General features: G+C 56.5%; 15 protein-coding genes. 6 read left to right on the forward strand and 9 right to left on the reverse strand.

All coding sequences use genetic code 11. The features are described from left to right. Nucleotide 1: 1 nt before the first annotated feature. Together Fuma_RS27415 and Fuma_RS27420 are read right to left on the reverse strand one after the other, a co-directional pair. Nucleotides 2-2,731, reverse strand: a complete 2,730-nt coding sequence (locus tag Fuma_RS27415; protein ID WP_077028587.1) for a DEAD/DEAH box helicase — start codon at nt 2,729-2,731, stop codon at nt 2-4. A gap of 177 nt (nt 2,732-2,908) precedes the next feature. Continuing rightward, entirely contained in the window at nt 2,909-3,928 is a 1,020-nt protein-coding gene (locus Fuma_RS27420) for an NAD-dependent epimerase/dehydratase family protein (RefSeq protein ID WP_077026925.1), read from the reverse strand. 115 nt (nt 3,929-4,043) lie between these two features. Between Fuma_RS27420 and Fuma_RS27425 the strand changes: the two genes are divergently transcribed. Further along, nucleotides 4,044-4,517, forward strand: a complete 474-nt coding sequence (locus Fuma_RS27425) for an ASCH domain-containing protein (protein ID WP_077026926.1) — start codon at nt 4,044-4,046, stop codon at nt 4,515-4,517. A 680-nt stretch (nt 4,518-5,197) separates the two neighbouring features. Here Fuma_RS27425 and Fuma_RS27430 read toward each other — a convergent pair. The 3 genes from Fuma_RS27430 to Fuma_RS27440 form a co-directional block, all read right to left on the reverse strand. Then, nucleotides 5,198-7,021, reverse strand: coding sequence for an IS1634 family transposase (locus Fuma_RS27430; protein ID WP_077023619.1), 1,824 nt, complete (start codon nt 7,019-7,021; stop codon nt 5,198-5,200). A 582-nt stretch (nt 7,022-7,603) separates the two neighbouring features. Further along, nucleotides 7,604-8,167: an REP-associated tyrosine transposase gene (locus Fuma_RS27435; protein ID WP_077026927.1), complete on the reverse strand. Its 564-nt coding sequence runs from the start codon at nt 8,165-8,167 to the stop codon at nt 7,604-7,606. 178 nt (nt 8,168-8,345) lie between these two features. Continuing rightward, nucleotides 8,346-9,725, reverse strand: a complete 1,380-nt coding sequence (locus tag Fuma_RS27440) for a Gfo/Idh/MocA family protein (protein ID WP_158521157.1) — start codon at nt 9,723-9,725, stop codon at nt 8,346-8,348. Nucleotides 9,726-9,943: 218 nt separating this feature from the next. Here Fuma_RS27440 and arsC point away from each other — a divergent pair, with 218 nt between their 5' ends. Further along, the gene (gene arsC / locus Fuma_RS27445) at nt 9,944-10,294 is read left to right on the forward strand and encodes an arsenate reductase (glutaredoxin) (RefSeq protein ID WP_077028588.1); all 351 of its coding nucleotides are present in this window, start codon (nt 9,944-9,946) and stop codon (nt 10,292-10,294) included. A 62-nt stretch (nt 10,295-10,356) separates the two neighbouring features. Here the strand turns inward: arsC and dinB are convergent, their stop codons facing one another. The 4 genes from dinB to Fuma_RS27465 are packed head-to-tail and all read right to left on the reverse strand — an operon-like array spanning nt 10,357 to nt 15,596. Beyond that, nucleotides 10,357-11,559, reverse strand: coding sequence for a DNA polymerase IV (gene dinB / locus Fuma_RS27450; protein ID WP_077026929.1), 1,203 nt, complete (start codon nt 11,557-11,559; stop codon nt 10,357-10,359). A 2-nt stretch (nt 11,560-11,561) separates the two neighbouring features. Further along, on the reverse strand, nt 11,562-12,881 hold the full coding sequence (locus tag Fuma_RS27455; RefSeq protein WP_077026930.1) for an ABC transporter permease: 1,320 nt from the start codon (nt 12,879-12,881) through the stop codon (nt 11,562-11,564). Nucleotides 12,882-12,887: 6 nt separating this feature from the next. Further along, nucleotides 12,888-13,793, reverse strand: coding sequence for an ABC transporter ATP-binding protein (locus Fuma_RS27460; protein WP_077026931.1), 906 nt, complete (start codon nt 13,791-13,793; stop codon nt 12,888-12,890). A gap of 60 nt (nt 13,794-13,853) precedes the next feature. Further along, nucleotides 13,854-15,596 carry an arylsulfatase gene (locus Fuma_RS27465; protein WP_077026932.1) on the reverse strand — a complete coding sequence of 581 codons (1,743 nt, stop codon included), beginning with the start codon at nt 15,594-15,596 and terminating at the stop codon, nt 13,854-13,856. Between the two features lie 172 nt (nt 15,597-15,768). Here Fuma_RS27465 and Fuma_RS27470 point away from each other — a divergent pair, with 172 nt between their 5' ends. The 4 genes from Fuma_RS27470 to Fuma_RS27485 all read left to right on the forward strand — a co-directional run bounded on the left by Fuma_RS27470 (nt 15,769) and on the right by Fuma_RS27485 (nt 23,502). Then, nucleotides 15,769-16,356, forward strand: coding sequence for a sigma-70 family RNA polymerase sigma factor (locus Fuma_RS27470; RefSeq protein WP_077026933.1), 588 nt, complete (start codon nt 15,769-15,771; stop codon nt 16,354-16,356). A gap of 151 nt (nt 16,357-16,507) precedes the next feature. Beyond that, on the forward strand, nt 16,508-20,821 hold the full coding sequence (locus Fuma_RS27475; RefSeq protein WP_077026934.1) for a 3-keto-alpha-glucoside-1,2-lyase-like domain-containing protein: 4,314 nt from the start codon (nt 16,508-16,510) through the stop codon (nt 20,819-20,821). A 147-nt stretch (nt 20,822-20,968) separates the two neighbouring features. Beyond that, nucleotides 20,969-21,895 (forward strand): FHA domain-containing protein, encoded by a 927-nt coding sequence (locus Fuma_RS27480; RefSeq protein ID WP_077026935.1) that lies wholly within the window; start codon nt 20,969-20,971, stop codon nt 21,893-21,895. A gap of 59 nt (nt 21,896-21,954) precedes the next feature. Next, a complete protein-coding gene (locus Fuma_RS27485; protein ID WP_077026936.1) occupies nt 21,955-23,502 on the forward strand; it encodes an FHA domain-containing protein in 1,548 nt (515 codons plus the stop codon). Nucleotides 23,503-23,508 lie beyond the last annotated feature (6 nt).

Below are 23,508 nucleotides of genomic sequence, written 5' to 3' on the forward strand. Positions count from 1 at the left end.
CTTATGTTTCCAGCAATCGGGCCAGCGTCGCCGCCAGGCCCTTCAAAGCATCTTCGTTCGGAAGACTAATTGTAAGTTGCGGTCGGCCGTCGGCATCACGGTCGACACACTGCGACAGTTTTTCCGCCAGTGCGTTGACCGAGGTTTCGCTCGGCGTTTTTTCAGAATGGCTGTCGATAAGTTCTCCAGCCAATGACAGCGCGGCGGAGATCAGGCTGCCACTGGCTTGAGACACCTTCTCACGTTTTTCGGCAAGTCGCTTAGCTTCGGCTTCGACTTTACGCTGCTGGCTTTCATCGACCGGCTTACGCGGTGGGTTGAGCACGACTTCCAAGCGGCGTTTGAGATCTTCCATGCCGCTGACCATGGCCACTTCACTGATATCGCTGTCAAAGTTCAGCGACGCATCCGCCAGGCCCTGTTTGGCGGCCAGAGTATCCAGCAGCCGTTCTTCAAGAGTCGCGTCGGAATTCGGGCTGACCGTCACAAGTTTATAGATGTGAACTGGATTCTTCTGGCCCATCCGGTAGGCCCGAGCGATACGCTGTTCCAGCACAGCCGGATTCCACGGCAGGTCAACGTTGATCACGGTGTTGGCCGCCTGCAGATTCAAACCTGTCGAACCGGCGTTGGTCATGCAGATGACTCGGCATTCGGGATCATTCTGGAATCTCGCGATAAGCGAAGCCCGCTTTTTCTGAGGCACGTTGCCGTCCAAGCGCACGTAGTCGGCTCCGAGGTCTTCGATGCGAGATTCGATACGGTCCAGCATCCTTTTCCATTCGCTGAACAGCACAATTTTGCGAGTTGGATCGTCAAACAAAGTCGTCAGCAGTTCAGTCAAACGTTCCAGCTTGCTGCTGTATTCCTGCTGCTCCTGATCCAGCAGGTACGTGCTGTCGCAGGCCATCCGCGCGTTTGTCAGGCAGCTCATCAGGACAAGGCGATCCATTTCCGTCATGAATTTCTTGGCCGCAATCTGAGCAGCTCGAGCACAATTGGCAGCCTGAATGTCGTACTGCTCCTGAGTCGCTTCAATGCGGACCACTTCGTCCGTCCGTTCAGGCAACTGGTCTGCGATTTCCGCTCGCGTCCGTCGAAGCAGCACGCGCGACATCTTGTCTCGCAGTTCGTCCAGCCGATGATAGCCCTGGGTGCTCCCACGTTCGTCGACAATGTGGTGTTTGTTGAAGAACTGATACGCCGGCCCCAGCAGTTCGTCGTCCACGAACCTGGTGACCGTATACAGTTCGCCCAGGCGGTTTTCCAACGGCGTACCAGACAGCACCAGACGGAACGGACTGTCCAGCATACGAATCATATTGCTGGTCTTCGATTCCCAATTCTTGATGCGTTGACCTTCGTCCAGAATAATGAGATCCCACGGCACCGTTTCGATAGCCGTCACATCTCGCAGCACCTGTTCGTAGTTACAGATGGTGAAGAAGGTATCGCTGCTGTACTGCTCGACGCGTTCGACTCCGTTTCCCAGGACGATCTGAGTCGAACGGCCGCTGAATTTCACGATCTCGTTGCGCCACTGGCTCTTCAGTGACGCCGGACACACGACCAGCACTCGCTTAATGTCAGCAAGTTGAGCCAACAGTTCGGCAACTCCGATGCCCTGAATGGTTTTCCCCAACCCCATATCATCCGCAAGGATCGCTCGACCAGCGCCTGCGGCGAACGCGATTCCGTCCAACTGATACGGCAGCAGTTCGGCCTTAAGCAATCGTTTGCGCAGCGGGTGAGTTTTCGTGTTCTTGCGTAGTTCCTCGCACTCTTTGCGGACACGCTCGCTTACCAACTTGCGTTGAATATACTGTTCAGCGTCAGGGAAGATGGTGACGCGATGCCCTGCCTCTTCCAAAGCCCGGATACGATGCACCGCATCGCTGGCGTTGGTCAGTGGAACTTGATCCGCATTGCCTACAATTTCTTCAACCTTCTCGTCTGCCTTATGAGGCAAGTTGAAGATGATTCCCTGAGCAGCCCCGTAGCTGATGCGAACCGACAGTCGTTTTCTGCGATACGGTTTCAGATTTTTCTTTGCGAAGCGTTTCTGGACTTTGGTCTGCACATGCAGAATATGTTTGCACGTGCCCAGATGATTGGTTTTGAAATCGGGACACGTGCAGTACGACTCGCCCGCCCCAAGGCCTCGCAAGGCGACTCGATAACTGCGTCCCGACTGCTGGCTGGTTACGACGTAATCGACCCATGGTTTTTCGGTGTTCATCGACCGAACCTTCATGGATTCCTTTGCGGCACGCGCCTGCCGTTCAGCGACGGCTCGGTGCAGCAATTCGGATTCGGTCAGATTCTCCAACGGCACTGACATATCCGGCGGCATAGCCAGGCCGAGTTCCGACCTGGCATCCAACAGGAATTCAACTGCCGTGCCGAGATGTTCGCAGGGAACGTTGCATTGATCGCAGTTGCACTGCAGCTGTTTGGCCCGACTCGATTGAAGTGTCATCGTCGCGATGGCCACACCACCATGAACTTCCGCATCTTCCACTCGAACCCGGAACAAATCACCACCCAGGAACACGTCTCGATCCGAAAGCACTTCGAACTTCTGCCCGCCAGACTGAATGAGTTTCGCTCCGTCGTCGCCGAGCATTTGACAGGCTTGGTAGTATGTCAGTGAACCCAGCCGCTGATGGAATACGTTGACCTTTTTCTTTTTGCCGCTGCCGCTGTTCTGCGATTTGGTTGATGACTTCATCCGGCCTGCCATGAGAGTGCTCCGTGCGTTACTGGGCGTGGTAGGTTGCCACTGTAAATCTAGCGAGCCTGTGCGTGGTTGGACAGGGTGTGAGGCTCGATTCGAACAGATCAGGTTGCGGACATTCGAAGCCGAGATTTGATCTCAGACAAACCCGCCATGCGTAGTAAGCAGCGGTCAGAACTTCCCGTCCCGAGTTTCGAAATGAGTCGGCTTGCCCAATGACGCTCCTCCCTGTTGCAGCCAGCCTGCCGTGGCCTGAATCATCTCGTCGAGCGACACCGACACGTCGCCGAAGTGGTCGAATGATTTTGATGCATTCGACAGCCACGCCGTATCTGCTTCTGCCCCTGTAATTTCCGGTGACACGCCGAACAATTCGCCGAACCGCATCGCGAGTTCACGAACCGAAACCAGTTCCCGACCAGTGACGTTCATCGCGGCGGCCGGTGACTCAGCATGAGCGAGACACTGCAGTGCGCGAGCGTTTGCGTCGCCCTGCCAGATGACGTTTACGTGGCCCATTGCCACATCGATCGGCTGGCGATTCAGCACTTTTGTCGCCACGTCGTGTAACACTCCATACCGGAGATCGACGGCATAGTTTAGCCGGAACAGCAAAACGGGCGTGCCGAATTCGCGAGCGTAGTAGCTGAAGATTCGTTCTCGAGCCACGCACGAATTGGCGTATTCCCCGGGCGGCCCCAAGACATCCGTCTCCACCGATCCACCGCTGTTGACGTCGACCAACGGGTACACGCAGCCAGTTGAAAACATGACAATCCGAGAGTCCTTGTAGCGTTCGCCCACATTCGCCGGTACGACCGCATTCATCATCCAGGTAAGATCCGGACGATCGCCGGTTCCGAACTTATGGCCCGCCATGAAGATCACATTCGGAGCATCGGGCAATGCTGTCACTTCGTCACGGTTCAACAAATCGCAGCGGATGGTGCGGACGCCATGCTGTTCCAACTCAGCCTTCGCCGCATCATTGCTGAAGCGAGAAACGGCGATCACCTGCTGACTGTCCGGCAACGCTCGACGAACCATTCGAGCCAGCGTCGGCCCCATTTTACCAGCGGCGCCCAGCACAATTACGTCACCAAATACCGATCGCATCGATTCGCGCAGACCGTCCGTCGGAGTGCTCAGCCAGTCGTCCAGTTCCTCATTATTGATGGGTGTTTTGCTCATGGCGGGAGTATAGAATCGCCGGATCCGGAATGCACCCGACTTCTGATTTCGTCAGTGAACGATCAACCTTCGCTGTGAATCGTCCTCCCTGCACTTCAACTTGTAAAACGCACCCATGAATAGCGCCGTCGCCTTAGCCTGGAAGACGTTCCGGCTTCAGCCCGATCTGAGGGAAGAGATTCCTCAAACGCCAACGGCCGTGTTTCATTTTTGCGACAACGAACAAGACGCCAACGAGTGCGCTGAATTAGTCGTCGCCGGTCGAAAACGGGCGACCTGCTGTTCCTTGGCAGAACTGGAAACAGAAGGAGTAGCGCTGCCCAAGCCGGGCGATTGGAACGTTGTCACGGGCTGGTCCGGCCAGCCCGTGGCCATCATTCGCACTGTGCAGATTGAATTTCTCCGATTCCGAGAAGTCACGGAAGAACATGCCGCAATGGAAGGAGAAGGAGACGGTTCGCTGCAATATTGGAGGACTGCACACGAAGCCTATTTCCGCAGAGTCCTAACCGAAACCCAGCACCAGTTTCACCCGGACATGCAGTTAGCCTTCGAACAGTTTGAATTAGTCCAGGCGATTCGTGCGTGACAGGCTGTGATGCCGAGTAAATAACCGGCATTCGCCACGGTGCGGTGTTGCAGACTGCTTCCAAGTCGGCTTTCCCGTTGCGATCCTGCCGGACAACGTCACAGTGAACCTCGCTGACTTGTGGCCGCGGAACAGGCGTTTCGGACGATGGAGGCTGTGTCCCACGAGCCCAAGCCGTCCACAACAAGTGGGAAACGGCTCTAGCCCCCACACGATTGCTCCTGCCCAGCACGCACATCGAAAACTGCGACGCTGGACTCCGAAAGCAGGGAAATCTCGGCGTATCACCCGCATTCTTCAGCAAGCGGCGGCATTGAAAGCGGATGCCGAGGAATGCGAGGCCAAAAAGCGAATTGGGCAGGCTTAGAACCGCTAACAAAACCTGTGTGAGCCGCGACGTTTGTGGTTTCGTTTCAGGCAAGAAGTGAGAAGGAGGCGACAAATGTCGTCGACGACGAACGACGCCGCCTGAGGCGGAAACACAAGCGTCCCGGAGGGTTGCGACGACAGCAGCCGATCTGCGGCGTCAGCGCTCCTCGACGACATCTGTCGCCTCGTCACTTTTCCTTGCATCTCGACCACTGTCATCACAACGCGGCCACACAGGTTTGGTTAGCCCAACTTCGCCAACTCGAGTCACGAAGGCAGTGTTTTGTGGGGTGAGCGGCGAAAAGTTTCCACTACATTTGCTTTTGGATTATTTTTGAGGGCAGTTTGAGGCTCAGCTTTTCCAGAAGAATCTGTTGATGGTCGGAGGGCTTTGACACGCAGCGGGTGCGGATCTCCGGGCCGGTGCGAGTGGGCAGGACGACGTCCATCGAACGGATCTCCGACAGCTCCGCAAGCACACGGCGCGGTTCGTCGCCCAGCCCTGCTTTGCTGCACAGCTGGCCGAGCGTCTTCCACAACACATACGCCAGAAAACACACGAAGATGTGTGCCAGAACACGGTCCTCCTTCTGATGCCAGATCGGGCGGATCGAAAGATCGCTTTTGTGGATTCGGAACGCGGCTTCCGCTTCGGTCAGTTGGATGTACGCCTTCCAAAGTTCTTCGTCGGACCAGTCGCTGACATTCGTTCGCAGCAGATAGCATCCGGAACTCAGAGTCGCCCAGTCACGCGTAGCTTCGATCTTTGACCATTCGATGCGTGCGGCCCCGTCATCTGTCTTCGTGACTTTCACGTCGAAGAGCTTTGCCGCTCGAGTGTTCTTTCCGAGCAGCCGGCCGATCTCACGTTCGACCTTCATCGGGTCGCGTTTCTGTTTATCGCACCGCGCCGTCATGCGGATGAGCGACTCTTCGATCTTCTTTTCGAAGCGCTGTGTGATCGCTTCTTCCTTCTTTGATCGATCGCGACTGCGACACAGGATGAATGTCTCCGGCGATGTGTTGCAGTCTTCCGATTCATCCGGATCGTCGCTGCCGGGCCACGGCACGACCTTGACTTCCAGGCCATCGCGAATGCTGGTCCAGTCTTCCTTCAGCAGCTCGTGTTCAAACTTCTTCAGCATCGATTTGGGAGTGCCGACGATGTAGCGTCGACCGCCTTCGCGCAGGAATTCGATGTTGTCTTCCGACACCATGCCGCGATCCATGACCCAGATGCGATCGCTTTTCCCGTAGCGTGCTTCCATCGTTTCGACGATGTGTTCCACGGTAGTAACGTCGGCCGTATTGCCGGCAAACACCTTGTATCCCAGCGGCATTCCGCATCGAGACACCACCAGCCCGATGCAGACCTGCTTGCAGTCGCTGCGGTTATCGCGCGAATAGCCACGCTGAGCCAGCGGATTGCGTTCGGCCTGACCTTCGAAGTAAGTGCTGGTGACGTCATACATCAGCAGGTCGTATTCGAGATCGAACAGATGGCCAAGGCGATTCTTCAGATGCGTTTCCAATGCGTCCTTGTGCGGCAGCAGCTGATCGAGTGTGCGGTACAGCCGATTATCGTTCACACGTTCTTCGCTCACGCCGAGCAGATCCCGCAGTGCCGTTTTCGGATACCATTGTTCGGCGGTGAAGAGTTCGCTGGCAGGTTCGAGCAGCCGCGCAATGATCAGAATCAGCGAACTCACATCCCAGCCGACCAGTTCACGACCTTCAGGGATCGCGTTGCTCAGGAACGTATCCAGTTGCAGCGTGCGAATCAGGTGCAGAGCCATCCACGGCCCGCCGAACTGTCGCAGGTTTTCCACACGAACTCCGGCGGCGTTGACTTCGACCCATCGCGGAGTCACGGCAGACGCATCATCATCGAACTCGAATCGCATCTGTCGACTGAGCGGTTGTGACTGATCAGCGGTGACACCGGGTGCAACCTCATCGCTACCGGCCAAAACTTCCGCCGCCTGATGGACGCCCAGTCGACCGGCTTCGTCAAGCTTCCCCAGCCACGCGACCACCCGCTGCCGCGGCCCACTGGCCGAGCGATACGATTCGACCAGCGCCCAGTAGGCGTGGCGACGACCGTTTTTGATCCGATGGCATTGGCGAATGAACATGATCGCAAATGCTACCGACCGATCTCCGACCAACCAGATCAGAGGTCGTCACTACATCGTGTTTCAGATTTCAAACGCTGGACTTTTGAAACTTCGATAACAAAAACACGAGGAATAAATTCTCTGCAACCACATTTTGTGCGGCTGCTGGGGAAGTTGGGTTAACGCGGAGTGCGCAAAGACGCAGAGGACCGCAGAGAGAAATGCAGCCCCTGGCCAGCTCTGCGCCCCTCTGCATTTCAATCCGAGCGTGACGGCACTACTGCGAATGCGTTGCCGGGTGCCACTGGCCTTGCCGGTATGTGAACGGTTACGCGTTTAACCCGCAGCCGAAGGCGCAGGCGGCGCTCTGACGGTTGTTTGGTGGATTCCGGTCACGACAACGATACTGCAACCTCTGACGTTCTCAAGAAGCCTTGCCACGCACGGGACCGCGTGAGCAGCGCCTGCGCCTTCGGCTGCGGGTTAAACGATCGGGCAAGGGCTGATCGTGCGTGGGAAGCGATCTGTGTTCTGGTGCTCTGCGTTCGCGGTGGCCCGGCCGCCGTTCGTGGCGGTTGGGTGCCGCAGGCACAAGATGGATCATCGTGGGCGTCGACTACAGATCGGTTGCGAACTGGTCATCTGTTCCAATCCCGGCGGCCAGCGAATCGGCAAGCCAACAGATCGATGCTCCAGATACCAGCGGGCCGAACTCCATGGCCAGTCGTTGGCTCGTTGCACCAGACCCGCCCGGACGGGATTTAGGTGCATGTAATCCCGTTTCTCCTCCACCTTCGAGCGTGACCAAATGTTGAAGCCGTAGTAACGTGTCTGCCAGATCGGCTCGGACGAATCGATCTGCGACCAATAATTCGGGAAACGCTCACGTAGCACGGACTTCAATGTTTTGGACGTCAGTTCCTTCCACTTATTCATGAACGGATTGATTTGAAGAGGCTCGGGGAACCACACGAGAGTGTGGACGTGATCGTGCATGATGACGAATCCAAGGCACAGACCTTTCTGCACGGCCAGTCGGCTGCCCATGGTTCCAATGATAATCCTATTCGCCTGATCATGCTGCGAGCGTTTCCGCCGCTTGTAACAGGAGAACGTCACAAAATGAATGTGTTTGTGCGCATCGTAAACGCGCCGCTTAACCATACTGGTCAGCCAGAAGGTGTGGGGTGAGTGCCTCGAAATGTTCCACTCGTATGATATCACATCTTGTCGCTACGCGACCCGACCGAACAAGTCGGTCGGGCCACCCAGCGGTTTGCAATTCGGCTGTACACGACGCACGTTGACAGGACTTCCCGCCACATGTGCTAATGGTTTGTGATCAGCCGAGTCCGGGGACGCTCCATCCGTCACGATAGGTTCGCGAGACCAGCGCCGTGGCTTCCTTGCTGTTGGTGAATGTTTGGCTGGCGCGGTCCCAGTGAAGCCAGTCGTTGCCGATTCGGTCGGCCATCGCACCGACCAGGACGGCTTCGGTGAGCGGTCCGCCATGACTGAAATCGCCGCACGCCTTGCGGCTTTCGATGACGGCGTCCACCCAGTCATGGTAGTGGTTCTGTTTGCCCAGGTCGCTTGAAGATACGCTGGTCGCAGACGGTGAATCAGCTAACATAACTGGCTTTCCACCACGATAGTTCTTGAAAATCGCACCTTTCTCACCGATCCAGCAGGTGCCGGATTCCGGCAATTTTTCGACGTCTGACGGCAACGGAATTCGGCTCGCGTCCGGTCGCACGTCGCCATCGTGCCAAGTCAACTTGACGGTGTCGGCAGCGGTGATATCGCTTCCCGGGAAAACAAGTTCCACCTGACGCTGCTTGCCCCACAGAGGTCCGGTTGTGATTGGCGTCGTCTGCCGTACGCGAAGCGGTGCCGTCAACTTCAACGCGTCGAAACTGGTGTCGAAATGGTGGCAGCCCATGTCGCCCATTTCACCGACGCCAAACCCATACCAGCCACGCCATGTCTGCGGATGATAGGTGCTCGCAAAGTAAGGCCGAGACGCTTGTACGCCCAGCCACAGATCCCAATCGAGGCTTTTGGGGACCGCGTCGCCGGAGCCGCTGATGTCTGTGTTTTTGGGCCACCAACTGAGCTTCTTGTTTTCCCACAGAATGACTTCTTTGATCTTACCGATCACGCCGCTGCGAATGAGTTCTACCGTATGCCGACTCTCAATGCTCGAACGCCCCTGGTTGCCCAACTGAGTGACGACGCCCGCTTTGGCCGCTTCATTTGTGATCACACGGCATTCGTGCAGCGTCGTTGCCATCGGCTTTTGCAGGTACAGATGCTTCTTTGCACGAATGGCGGTGACCGCTGGGGCGGCGTGCATGTGGTCGGGCGTGCCGATGGTCACTGCATCAAACTTGTCGGCGTGGTCCGCCAGCATCTCACGCCAGTCTTTGTGTTTTGAGGCGTCAGGATGTTTGCCTGAGGCAGCAGCGAGGTACTTCGAGTCGACATCACACAGCGCGGTAATTTGCACGTTGGGATGCGACGCGACGTTGTTCATCGTGGCGCCGCCCATGCCGCCGACACCGATGCAGGCAACCTGCAGCTTCGAATTCAGTGAAGCACTGCGGACGATCGCAGGGCTGCCGATCACTCCCACAGCGGCCGCGGTGGCGCTTTTTAGAACCTGTCGTCGGGTTAGCGATGTGCTACGGGTGGAGGGTGTGTTTGAGGCGAGATTGTTCATAGCTTGCTCCGGGGAGGAAGGTGGTCGGTACGCGAAGATGCCTGATTGTTTGGGGGCACGATTATAATGCAGCAACATAGTCGCTGGCGATGCAGGGGGAGCGAAGAATTCTGATCGCTCTGATAAAGATCATGCCCGAGTTCACAGGAAAAATCGTGGGAGCTCAAGTATCCTGCCGCCCTGAAATGCGACAACCTTCGATCAAGGATCACGCCAGCATGACGACCATTTATCATAACCCTCGCTGTTCAAAGTCTCGCAGCGCATTGGAACTGCTTCAATCGCGAGGGATTCCCTTTGAGGGCGTGAAGTACCTCGATGATCCGCCCGACGAAAAGAAACTGGGCCAGATCGTGAAGTGGCTGGGGATCAAGCCGGAACAGTTGGTTCGCAAAAAGGAAAAGCTGTTTGCCGAATTGCAGCTTGGCGAAAAGTCGCTGTCCGACAAAGAGTGGATAGCGGTTCTCGCCGCCAATCCGAAATTGATCGAACGTCCGATTGTCGTCCATGGCAAAAAAGCGGCCATCGGTCGCCCGCTTGAGAACATCTCTGAGCTGCTTGACGCATAGGCACATTGTCCGCAATCGGTGCTCGAAATGCTCGTTCAGCCGCGGACATGTGGGAAGGTTCGCTATTCCGGTCTCGGTTGCGGCTTGTGTTCGGCTTCATGCTGGACCGTGGAGGCTCGCCGCAAGGATGTGCTGCCGAAGCGGCTGCGAATTTGGTCGGCCACAGTGTCCAGCTTCGAATCGCGAGGAACCTCAACATCGTCGTCTTCGTCACCAAACAACGACTGCTGCACGGCGGTCGGTTTGTGGAAGTTGGAAACGCCCATTCCCAGCAATCGCACCACCAACGGTCGATCGGGCAGCTGTTTCGTTAACAATTCCGACGCGACCGCCCACAGCGAATTCGTGGCGTCGGTTGGGTGAGCTAAGCTTTTTGAACGCGTAAATGTATCGAAGTTGCTGTAACGCACTTTCAGCTGAACGGTCTTCCCGTGCAGTTTGTGCTTCCTTAGTCGGCGAGCCACCTGTTCGGTGAGTTCCAATAACCACGCCTTCAGCACGTCCAGATCCGTCACGTCTTCGGGAAACGTCGTCTCATGCGAAATCGATTTCGTCTCTCGATCGGCCACAACTTTGCGGTCGTCGATTCCGCGAGCCAACTTCCAGAAGTGGGCACCACTTTGGCCGAATGTTTCCTGAAGACGTTCCAGCGAAAGTTCACGTAACTGGCCAATCGTCTTGATGCCGATCCGGTCGAACGTTCGTTTGGTCACCTTGCCGACGCCCCAGATGCGACTCACCGATAGCGGGGCGAGAACTTCCTGAATCCGATCAGGGTGCACGACGGTGAACCCATCCGGCTTGTCCAGGTCACTCGCCAACTTGGCCAGAAACTTGTTCGGGGCGACTCCTACTGATGCGACCAGATTCAGTTCGTCGCGAATGGCGTCCTTGATCTCTCGACCGATTTTTTCGACCGAACCGAACAGCTTCGCACTGCCCGTTGCATCCAGAAACGCTTCGTCCAGCGACAGCGGTTCGACCAGCGGTGTGTAGCGATGGAAGATGTCGCGAATTTTCTGCGATACTGCCGAGTAGTGTTCCATCCGAGGCCGCAGGACGATTGCGTCCGGACACAGTTTTAGAGCCTTCGCCGTGGCCATCGCACTGTGGACGCCGAACTTCCGAACAGCGTAGTTCGCTGCCGCCACAACGCCGCGACCTTCCGGCGTCCCGCCGACGATCACAGGCTTCCCGCGAAGACTTGGATCGTCGCGTTCTTCAACCGATGCGTAAAACGCATCCATGTCAACGTGCAGGATCATGGCTAGTTCCGCCGCGAAATGAGATACACGCCAACCGTTCCCGCGACGCCACCGATGATCGCCAACAGGCCGCAGGGGACCAGCATCTCACGAAAGCTGAAGCCACGCCAGATCGCTCCTTCCATGGCATACACGGCCCATTTTACCGGAACGTAGTCGCTGAGCTTCTGAACAAAGTCTGGCATGAAAACGACGGGGATCATGCCGCCGCCGAACATCGCCATCACGGTACAGATGCCCCAAACCGCGCCAGACACTGCCTGTTCTGTCTTTCCGATCAACGACATCGGCAGCATCAGGCCAACAAAGCCGATGCCGATTGAGACGACTGCCAACGCGACCAAATCCCAGCGCAACGGTCGCATACCAAGTGCCACAGCGATCAGAATCATCGTTGAAAGCACGCATGTCAGGCAGATGAAACACGCAACGCCCTTCCCTGCCAGCAACTGACCGCGATTAACCGGAGCCACCATCAGCCGCGTGTCTGTGCCGAGCGTCTGTTCACGAACAATCAGCGTCGCAAAGCCAGCCACGCAGGCTAAAACAGCCCACACCATCGACAGGGGAAAACTAATGTCCCAGCCGGATCGGACCTTCTTCAGAACTGCCGCTCGTGAGTTCGGATCAACCTCGCGCGACACGTCGATTTGTTCGATGTTGGCGAGTTCGAAACCGCCGAAACCAGAATTGGCCGACTGATCGCTGTCGCTGTTCTCCAGGTTCACGCGTTCAATCGAATCGAACATGTTCGTCAGCGAATCCATCAGGCCGTTCAAGACCAGACGCGTGGCCGGTGGGATCGTCTCATCACCGCTGATGTCAGCTTTCGAATCCTCTATCACTGTTCGCATCAAGGCCGGATCCTGGAACCGAGCCATCACGAGTTGCCCCATTGATTGCATGACCATGCCCTGCAGCATGCCGGCTTCGGCTTTGCGAGAAGGGTCGAGTCCCATGCGAATCGCCGGTCCCGATTCCCACAGGATTCCTGCTGTTTTGCCAAAACCAGCGGGCAGGATGACGACACCAACATGGTCGCCTTTCCGCACGCTGTTGACGGCTTCGTCTTCCGGCATTGCCGCCACGCTGACGACATCGTTTTCTTTTAACGCCGCCACAAAACGCTGCGACATGTCTGAATTGTCGAGGTCAACGACCGCGACCTTCAGCGAACGACTGCCGGACGCTCCGGCGTTTCCCATGATGGTTCCGAAAAACAGAGCCATCAAAATGGGAAAGCCCAGCATGAAGAACATCCCCAACTTGTCGCGGGTGATGAGCTTCAGATCTTTGAAGGCAAGAATAAGGACGCGTTTCATATGAGTTCACTCATCTCGCAACCTGCGTCCCGTTAACGACAGAAACACGGTTTCCAGATCCGGCTGCCGGATTTGCAGCGTTTGAAACGAAACGCCAGCGGCTGCCAAAGTAGTCACCTGCTGAAGTGGATCGCCGGATTCGAAGCGGAAGCGTCCGTCTGCTTTTAGTCCCGGGAATTCCGCAGAATGACACTCCGGATTCAATTGCCCTTCGACCGTTGAGTCGCCGCCGTGAGCCTTCAGCAGCGAATTCACGGTATCGACCGCCAGCAACTTTCCCTGATCCATAATGCCCACGCGATCACACAGTCGTTGAGCTTCTTCCATGTAGTGAGTTGTATAGATGATCGTTCGTCCGCCGTCTTTAAGCTGTTCGATCCGATCAAAAATATGGTTGCGCGACTGCGGGTCGACGCCGACCGTGGGTTCGTCAAACAGGATGACCTGCGGGTCGTGGATTAGCGCCACCGCCATGTTCAGCCGACGTTTCATTCCGCCGGAATAGGTCTTCACCAGATGCTGACTGCGATCCGTCAAGGCAGCAAACTCCAACGCCCATTCGATTCGTTCTGCCAGTCGTTTGCCTGAATAGTCATACAGCTTTGCGAAGAAGCTTAGATTTTCGGCTGCCGTCAGCTCTTCGTACAACGACAGACTCTGCGGTGCGATGCCGATTCCCTGGCGAGTTGCTTTGTTGGCAGGATCGCCGCCGTTGATTCGCACGTCTCCGGCGTCCGGCGCGATGATGCCGACCAGCATACTTAGCGTCGTGGTTTTTCCAGCTCCGTTCGGCCCCAGCAACCCGAACGCTTCGCCCGGCGCAATTTCGAACGATACGCCATCAACCGCCGGAATCGCTCCGAAGGATTTGCGAACCGAATTCACGGAAATCGTCGCTGTTGCTTCAGTCATAAGTACCGTTCGAAACGTTCGTGCCCTCGAGCTAACGTGAGTTCGCCGACAGAACCCGCCTTACGTCCGCTCCAATGTCACGAAACGCGGCGCTTGATCGCGGCGGGGATCTCCCCGGCCAATCACAACGCTGATGTCGGCTTCTCCGGTCGGGAGTTTGATGTTTGAAAATGCGACCTCTGATTCTTCAGGGCTCAGCTTGCCACGAAAGCGTGCGTCGCCGACTCGTAAAGTGACGTCATGATCGCCGATCGCCTTGTCCCAGCGAATCGTGGCGTCGTACGGCCCTTCATCTACTACGCGGACTTCCCAAACGCCATTCGCGCCCCAGCCGGCGCTGTCGCCTACTCGCCAGTCCTGAATCGAAAGATGCGAGGTGCGTTCTTTGTCGGAACCGATGATGATACGCGGCGGTGCGTAGTTGTTCGGGCGAGTCGACGAGACATCCTTTAACCATGCGTGATAGCGGCGTTTCATATCGGTCAGAAGTTCCGGATGCCGATCCGCGAGGTTGGTTGCTTCACCCGGGTCATCGCCAACCCGATACAACTCGAACGGCTTGTCCCTCGTGATTGATTCGTTGCCGAAGCCGGTCGGGTGGACCAGTTTCCATTCCTGAGTCCTCATGCCAAAGTGGTGAAATTCCACGGGCGCATCGCCTCGGTGAGTCTGCAGGAACAGGTCGCGATCGGGCCAGTCGTCAGCCTTTCCCGTGAGCAGCGGCAGCACGTTGCGTCCGTCAAGTTTCACATCGGCGGGCGTATCGACTTCAGCCGCAGCCAGCAAGGTTGGCAACACGTCGATATGGGCGGCAATGCGGTCGCTCTTGTGGCCGGGCTCAAGCTGACCAGGCCAGCGCGCAAAAAACGCGGTCCGAATTCCGCCCTCGTGAACCCACGACTTCATTTCTCGAAACGGTCCGACGTAACGATTGGTGTTCGGCCCGTTGTCCGTGAAGAACAGCACCAGCGTGTTCGGTTTTTCACCGCTGTCGGTTAGGTATTCGTCCAGACGGCCCATGTTCTGATCGATGTTTTCGACCATCGCGAAAACTCGTGCCACGCTGTCACGGTGTTTTTCCGATTTGTTCTTTCCCAGTGCTGGAGTCAAATCGATTGATTGATAGTACTTCAGCAGGTCTTCCGGCACGTCGTGGTAAGGTCCGTGCGGGGCATTCGGTGGAAGGTACACAAAAAATGGCTTACCCGCTTTGCGGCTTTGCTTCATGAAGTCGATTGCCGCGTCGAAATACACGTCTGTGCAGTAGCCTTCTGTCTGTACCTGTTCGCCGTTGTGAAACAGAATCGGATCGGTGTAGCGGCGTTCGTTTTCGATCGGTTCGGAAGGTTGAGCCAGCCCGCCGCCTCGGTGAATCAGGACTTCATCGAAACCCTGATCCTGCGGTCGCAGCGGATAGTTGTCGCCCAGATGCCACTTGCCAAAGATGCCCGTGGCGTAACCCGCCTGCTTCAGCCGTTCGGCGATGGTCACTTCCTCGGGGTCCATCATCGAACGCCCTTTGAAAGTATCGACAACTCGCGTGCGATAGTTGTACCGCCCCGTCATCAGGCAGGCTCGCGTCGGTGAACACACGGGGCTCACATAGAAGTCCGTTAACTGAGCACTCTCGCTGGCCAGCCGATCCAGGTGCGGTGTTCGGATGACGGGGTTGCCCGTGCAACCCATGTCGCCGTAGCCCATGTCGTCCGGCATGACGATGACGATGTTAGGAGGCGACTGAGCAACGCCGGTGGCGGTGGCCAGCAGGAAGAAACAAAGCGAGTGGAAGATTGGTGTGTTCATGCCAAAAATTGTACGAACCCCGACAGAGGTTTGCATGTGAGATGGTTCGAGGATGTTCTGAGGCGTCCGTATTGGTATTTATGCCGCTTGCTGTCAGAATAAAGTTAGTGCCGCACGAATCTGAGCAGCACCCTGCCCCGTTTTGTAAGTCGTACTGTCTGCCATTTTCGCTATGTCTGAATCTGCTGCCAGCCGGGAACTACTTCAGCGAGCGCGCGAAGGCGATCAGGCGGCACTGGGCGAATTATTGAACGCTCAAAACCGCTTGCTGCAGCAGATGGCTCAACAGGAAGTCAACGGGCGTTTGCAGGCCCGGCTAAGTGCGGCCGACATTGTGCAGCAAACGTGTTTATCTGCCATTCGTAATTTCAACGACTTCCAGGGCGACAACGAACCTCAGTTCGCGGCTTGGCTAAAAGAAGTGCATGAACGCAATGTGCGGGATGTCGTCCGTCGGCACGTAACGGCCAAAAAACGAGCGATTTCTGCTCAACAGGCGACGGACGAAAAAACTCTTCAGGCTGATTCTTTGCACACCCCTAGCCGCAAGGCCATGCTCGACGAATCGACCGCTCAGCTGCTGCGAGCACTCGATTCACTGCCGGAAATGCAGGCCGAAGCCGTCCGACTGCGGCATCTGGAACAGCTTTCTCTGACTGAGATCGCAGAACGGATGGACCGCTCGGACGTCGCCGTGGCGTCACTGTTGAAGCGAGGGCTGGCGGCGTTAAGAGAGCGTTTGCCGGGCGATTCTGAATAATTCTGAAAAACGCCGCCAGGCTTTTGCGGAGAATACGCCCTACAACTCGGACGCCATGTTTTGCAGTTTCACCTGCCAATTCACGTGCGAAGGGGCCAGCGTTTGGTCACACTTGTCCTGTTAGTGCAGGCGAAAATCCGGAGTGGGCCCAATGGATCAGGCGAAACGAAAATCAAGCGCCTCGGTGGTGATCGCTGAGTGCATGCGCCGTGCCGATGCGGGGGAAACGGTCGAGCCGCAGCAAGTGCTGGCCGAACACCCGGAAATCGCCGACGAACTGCGCAAACACTTCGCGGCCGAACGCATGCTGGGAAATCTGCTTGATGGTTCGGTTGCCAAATCATCTAAGAAGCAATCGCCGCGCGCGAGTCGCGATACGGCATCGCCGGGCAAGGCCGATTCGGTCCCGGCGAGTGGACGTTCGTTTGAAGAACTTCCCGTCGAATTCGGTCGCTACCGGCTTCAGAAAGTACTCGGACAGGGCGCGATGGGAGCCGTCTACCTGGCTCACGACACGAAGCTTGCTCGCGAAGTTGCTTTAAAGACTCCGAAGCTGGATGTGTTCGAAGGCGACGAGATGGTCGAACGCTTCGAACGCGAAGCTCGTTCCGCTGCCACGTTACACCATCGCAACATTTGCCCGGTCTTTGACGTGGGCGAAATTGACGGCGTGCGTTTTCTGACGATGGCCTACATCGATGGCAAGCCGCTGTCATCGTATGTGTCTGAAGAAAAGCCGATGTCGCGGCGACAGGCAGCCGTTGTCGTTCGAAAACTCGCGCTGGCATTGCAGGAAGCTCATGAACACGGTGTTGTGCATCGGGACCTGAAACCAGCCAACGTGATGATCGACAAATCGCGAGAACCGGTGGTGATGGATTTCGGACTGGCTCGCCAACTTGAAAGCGCCGACCGGAGTCGATTAACCGGGGTGGGCGTGTTGATGGGGTCGCCGGCGTACATGTCGCCGGAACAGGTGGGTACGGATCCGAATATCGGCCCACCGTCTGACATTTACAGTCTGGGAGTGATTTTATTTGAGCTGCTGACGGGGCGACTTCCGTTTGAAGGAAGTGTGGTCGCCATTATCGGACAGATTGTGAGTACCGATTCGCCCGACGTACGAACACTGCGCCCTGTCGTGGATGAGGGACTGGCCGCAATTTGTGCGAAGATGATGGCGAAATCAACGGCCGATCGTTACGGGTCGATGAAAGACGTGGCGGACGCTCTAAGTGACTATCTTCGGGACTTCAGGAAGAAGGCGGCGGCGAGAACCGATGAACGATCCGGCATGCAGTCTGTCGTCTCATCCGACCTGATTTTTGACGAGTCAGCGGTCAGTACACCATCGTCAAGAGCAGCGCGTCCAAAGACCATGGCTGTGCGAAAAAAGTCGAATGGTGACACGAAGGATCTGGCAAAATGGATCGGTGGCGGACTGCTGGGCTTGGTGTTGCTGGCCGGCGTCGTTATTAAGTTTCGCGACGGCACGACAGTCGAGATTCCTGACGGCAAGACGGCAACCATCGAAACTAACAAAGACGGTTCGCTCAAGAGTCTCACGTTTACCACGGCGGATACTCGACCTGCAGGGGCCTGGGCAGAGTCCGAAACTAACCCCGCTGACGACGGCTTCGTCCCGTTGTTCAACGGCGAGGATCTGGCCGGCTGGCGGGTGGAAGGTGGGCAGGGATGGTCTGTTTCAAATGGCGAAATTCTCGGCCGCGCGGAGCAGTCGCGCCTCGTGACTTTGGACGAAGACTACAGCGACTGCGAAATTCGGGTTGAGTGTCGACTTGGTCCTGGCGTCAATTCCGGGATCTATGCGAGGAATCGTTATGGCGAGGGACATCGCTCCGGACTTGAAGCTCAACTGAGCAATCAGCCGAACCAGAAAACACTGACCGGAGGTATCTTCGGACACACCGTCGTAAAGGAACAGTTGATCCCGGATGATCAGTGGTTTGAACTGCGTTTCTTATTGTCAGGCCGCCAACTGAAGGTCTTCGTCGATGGAAAGATGACATCTGAAACCATTGTTCCAGCAGGGGGCCCAATGAAGGGCGCTATTTCTCTGCAGTCAATGAACGGTGGGCCTGTTCGGTTTCGGAAAGTCGAAGTGCGGCGGTTGCAAGTCAACCCTGACGCGACGACCCTGGCGCTGCAACCGGATACGCCAGAAATGCTGCCGACCGGGAAGTGGGTATCGTTGTTGGAAACGGAAGAACAACTGCAGGACTGGCAGATGCTGAATGGCGCACCGACGATTGTTAATGGCACCGTTTCACTTCGGGCAGAAGAACGACCGGGCCAACGATTGTACGGCAAGCGGCTGACGCGACCGATTTCCACAAATGCAAAACGCTTCGTGTTTCATGTTCGCCATAAAAAAGCGAATGGTTTTGCAATGGGCGAAGGACTCATTTTCGGTTCGGCGGGGATCGGCGTTACCAACTTCATCAACGTGTTCGAACTGTGGGCTGGCCGCAGCGCCCTGCGGCTTGTGGCCAAATACAAATCTCGGGAGGGAACCGGTAGCTACGCGGATTGCGATTATGTTGTGATCGACGATGAATATCACGCTTTCCTGAACGGAAAAAAGATGTACTCGCACCGCGTACCGCAGCAGGCTTTCACGGCGGTAAAGCTGGACGTTCGCAAGGCGACCGCTCAATGGCGTGATGTGGCGATTATGAAGTTAAGTGATGCTCAGGTCGAAGCCTTTCAGCGAGGCGAGCTGCCAAAGTATTCCGCCGATCAGGTTGTTCAGGCGCCTTCCAGTGATTCCTTCGTCAACGCTGACGGGACCGGCCATGGTCGGACCATTTCCCCTGGCATGGCGATTCTGACCGGTGGCGACGCCAGCCAATTGGCCGTTTCGCCTGACGGCCAAAATGTGGCTGTCACGGGGAGCGATACACCGGGGCGATTTACGATTTGGAACATTGACACTGGCGATCAGGTCGCCCAATTCGACGACCCGTCACGGCCCGGCCATGCGACAGGCGGCCTGTCGTATTCACCGGACGGCGCTTCGTTGTTGTATCAGACGGGAAACGAAGTTCGAGTCGTCTCAGCCGCTGACGGGACTCAGCAAGCGACGTCGGAATTTCCGGAGCCGCCAACTCTCACTGTGTTTCCGAAACGCTCATGGGCGATGGCACTTTATCACCAGCGTGAAATTCATCGAAAGGAGCGTGCCGACGTTCCGCAGCGACTACGGATCTGGAATTGGAAGACCGGCCAAATCTTATTCGATGAACCCTCCCCACAAGCGGCCGCGAGATTTCCCGCCATTTCGCCAGACGAACGGTTCGTCACACTCGCCACTCAACACCATCACATACGTTTTACGCTGGACGTCGACGGCGAAGATAAAGTCGCTTTGACGACTCCCACTCAGTTTGAATCAACCAGCCGCGTCCGCGGGCCGCTGGTGTTTTCGCCGGACGGGAAATACGCCGCAACGTCTGTGAAGAGCAAGCAATCTGTGGCAGTGATTCTGGACGTGCAAACGGGACGCATTATCACGCAGCTTGATCCGGCAACGGCGGCGTCCCACAACGATGGCAATGAGTACGGCTGCAACCTTGGCTTCAGTCCCGACGGAACTCAGATTGTTGTGGCTGACCACACGGGACGATCGGCTTTGTGGGATGTTGTCACCGGCAGTCTTTTGTGCGAGCTTGAACAATTTCAAAAGCAGGGAAACCATAGCTCGCCGGGCGTCGTGGTGAGCCGAGACGGCAGAGCGGTGCTTGGAGGCGGGGCTGCTGATCGACGCTTTTCAGTACAGCGTTTGGATACAACGGTGCCCATAGTTGAAGCGACATTTGCAGCGCCCGGTGTCGACGGTGCGGCAGTCACGCCAGCCGACAACTGGACGGACCTGTTCAACGGTCGTGATCTTACCGGGTGGCATGAGGTGTTTTCGAAGGACGTATGGAGTGCTGCGAACGGTGAACTCTTTAGCCGCAGCCGTCGACGCAAGGAGTCGCTTGGCTGGTTGGCCACTGATCAACTGTTTCTGAATTTTGAACTGGAGCTTGAGTACTTCATGGAACGCGACGGGAACAGCGGAATCTTTTTGCGGTGTTTGGGAGAAGACACGGCCAGCGGTGCGAATCACCTGGAGATTCAACTGCTGGATGATGGGGGACACAAATATCGCAACCTTGACGATGAGCAGCGAACGGGAGCTATCCATGGCGTGGTCGCGCCTGATCCCGGTGCCAACGTGCCCGTGCACGAATGGAATCGCATGAAGATCAAAGCGGTGGATTCAAAGATCGCCGTGTTTGTGAACGATACCCAGGTCATCGACGCAGACCTCGACGACTACGAAAGCAAGATACGCGGCCGATTTCAATACAAGCAGGCAGGCCGGATTGGTCTGCAGTGGTATGGCACCCCCGTCTGGTTTCGCAACATACGTATTCGAGAACTGAATGCAGACGGCTAGAGCAGTTTACCTTTTGTCGTGGACGGTTCGGGCTCGTGGCAAACAGCATTGATAGTACGAAACGCTTGTTCCGCGGCCACAAGTCAGCGTAATACGCTGTAAGCGGGTTGCCACGAGTACAACATTTTTCTTTGTCGAGTCGACTTTATGCCTGACCCAAATCGTAAAACCGTCGTCGAAAAAATGTCGGCGGACAATATTCGCACAACAGTCATTCATCCTGCAGCAGACAACAGTCCTGCGGCCGATGGGCCTCGGCAAACCGTGCTTGAATCTGCAGCGGCGGCCCGTCGTGGGAACAGTCGAAGGACGGTCGTGGAGCGTGCAGTGACCACTGATGCCGTTTCGGCTGATCCAGTGCAGCGTCAGCCGCCCGTATTTCGCTCGGTCGTGCGTTCACCGATGGCCATGCTGACCGCCTTCGACGATGGCCGCACTGAAAGCGGTGAGGTGTGGCGATTGCGGCAGTCACGCACCACCATTGGGCGAGCGAATTGCGATATCGTTATTCCCCATGATCCGGATATTTCGGCAACGCATGCTGAAATCGTGCGGTGCGAACAGGACGGCGGTCACCAGTGGCAGTTGGTTGACCTGAACAGCACCAACGGTGTGTTTGTGCGAGTCAATAAATTGGTTCTGCGAAACGGTCGCGAACTATGGATGGGCGGTCGACGGTACGTGTTCACCTGCCAGGACACTATTCAGGAAGGCAGTGACGCTGCCAACGGTGAACCGCGTGGGACTCTTAAACAGACGGCACCTCGAAGCGGCCAGTTGCTAAAGCTCGGTGCACGGCTGGTCGAACAAACATCAGGCAGCCACGCTCGTGAATTTTCACTGAAGGAATCGAAGTCGTTAATCGGAACGGACAGCAGTCGCTGCGATATTTGTATCGCGGACCCGTTCTTAAACGACGTGCATGCGGAACTGTTTCAGGACAAGCAGAAGCGGTGGGTGATTCGGGATCAGAATTCGGTCAATGGTGTCTGGGTGAAAGCGGCGAACAAGGCACTTGATTCCGGGACGGAATTCCTGCTGGGAGGCCAACGGTTTCGGTTTGACACGCTTTGAGCAACCTCGCCGATTTTCACCAGAGACCCACTTCCCGCCCCTCGACGAAAGAACAAATAATGGATTGGCTGATCGGAGCGAACTCAACCTGCCACCTTGTCGTTGACGCGCCGAGTGTTTCGTCGACACATTGCAAGGTGACTTCGGCAAACGGCCAGGTGCTGTTGAGCGATCTGAATTCGACCAACGGCACTTACGTAAACGACCAGCGGATTTCGACAGCAACAGCGATCGGACCTGACGACACGATCCGATTAGGCCAGCAGACACCGGTGGCATGGCGGCAAATCGAACGCCTTGTTGGGAGTCGATTGATTCGCATTGGCCGAACCGCCGACAACGAAGTCGTGCTGCCCGAAGAAAACGTGTCCAGCCATCACGCTCAGTTGCTGCTGGATGCCGATCAGATGACGCTCATCGATCTGAACTCCAGTAACGGCACTTTTGTGGGGCAGCCTGATGGGAAAATCGCCCGCGCGTCGGTGTCTTTGAATGACGTCGTCTACATCGCTTCTCACCGATTCACCGTAAAACAATTACTGGAACGAGCGGGCGCTACATCGCCACGACAGGTAGCGCGACTGCACCGCCATCCGGCCGTGTGGGCGACAGTGGCCGCGCTACTGCTGATCGCCTTTGTTGTGATCCGAACTCGCAGTGTCGCGGTTCTTACACCGGACACGAATACCGAAGGCATTGATGATACAGAGCAAATCGTGGCGGAGCCGACGGTCGATCCCATGGACCGTCTACGAGGCGCACTGTACTCGGTCGTTGTCCGTTCAGCGGCCAGTGAACCGGGGATTCGCATCGGCACGGCCTGGGCCGTCGCTGATCATAAGCTCGCCACCAGCGGAAACCTCGTCCTGTTTCTGCAGCAGTCGAAGAATGACTTTCCGGTCGTCGTCGTGCAAAACCTGCTTGATGCGAACGAAACAGCTGTGATCGGTTCAACCGTCCATCCGGTCTGTCAAGAAAATGCCGATCGCATGGCGGAACTCGGTGAGAAAATTGAAGAACTACGTCGTGATTTTGATGCACTCACCGAACCCCCGCAGGACGAATCTGGGGACCCCGGCGAATCTAATCAAGCGACGCCGGACCCCAAGGCGATTGAAGAAATCAGTGAGCAAATCCTGGATCTGGAGGATCAGTGGTTTGTCGCGGCGGAGGAAATGATTCACTGCGATGTGGGCCTTTTGGAAACGGCTGGCTCGCCAAATTCTGACGCTGGCCGCTTTGTTCTGCAGGCCGCCGAGAAGGCTCCCGTGCGGCTGGCGGCCGTTACGGTTGTCGGCGGCGCGTTTCCTCACGATCAATCCATTACGACTGGTGAATCGGCAGTGGCGATGACAAAGCTGCCTGCCACAATTGATGCGCTGGTGCCGCGACAGGCCGATGGCGTGGTCCGCCCTGCTCTGCTTTGTTCGGCAGAACACCTCCAGCAAAACTGGATGGGTGCCGCCGTTTTAAACGCGGAAGGTGAAGCGATTGGGCTGTACTCACGCCCGACTCCATCACTTCAGCCTGACGAACCTCCTGCAGGAGATCATTGCGATATCGCGGCCGTTGAGCGGGTCAAGGACTTATTAGATCGCACGAAGTAAGAAGAA

The sequence above is a fragment of the Fuerstiella marisgermanici genome (genome assembly GCF_001983935.1).
GTDB lineage: Bacteria > Planctomycetota > Planctomycetia > Planctomycetales > Planctomycetaceae > Fuerstiella > Fuerstiella marisgermanici.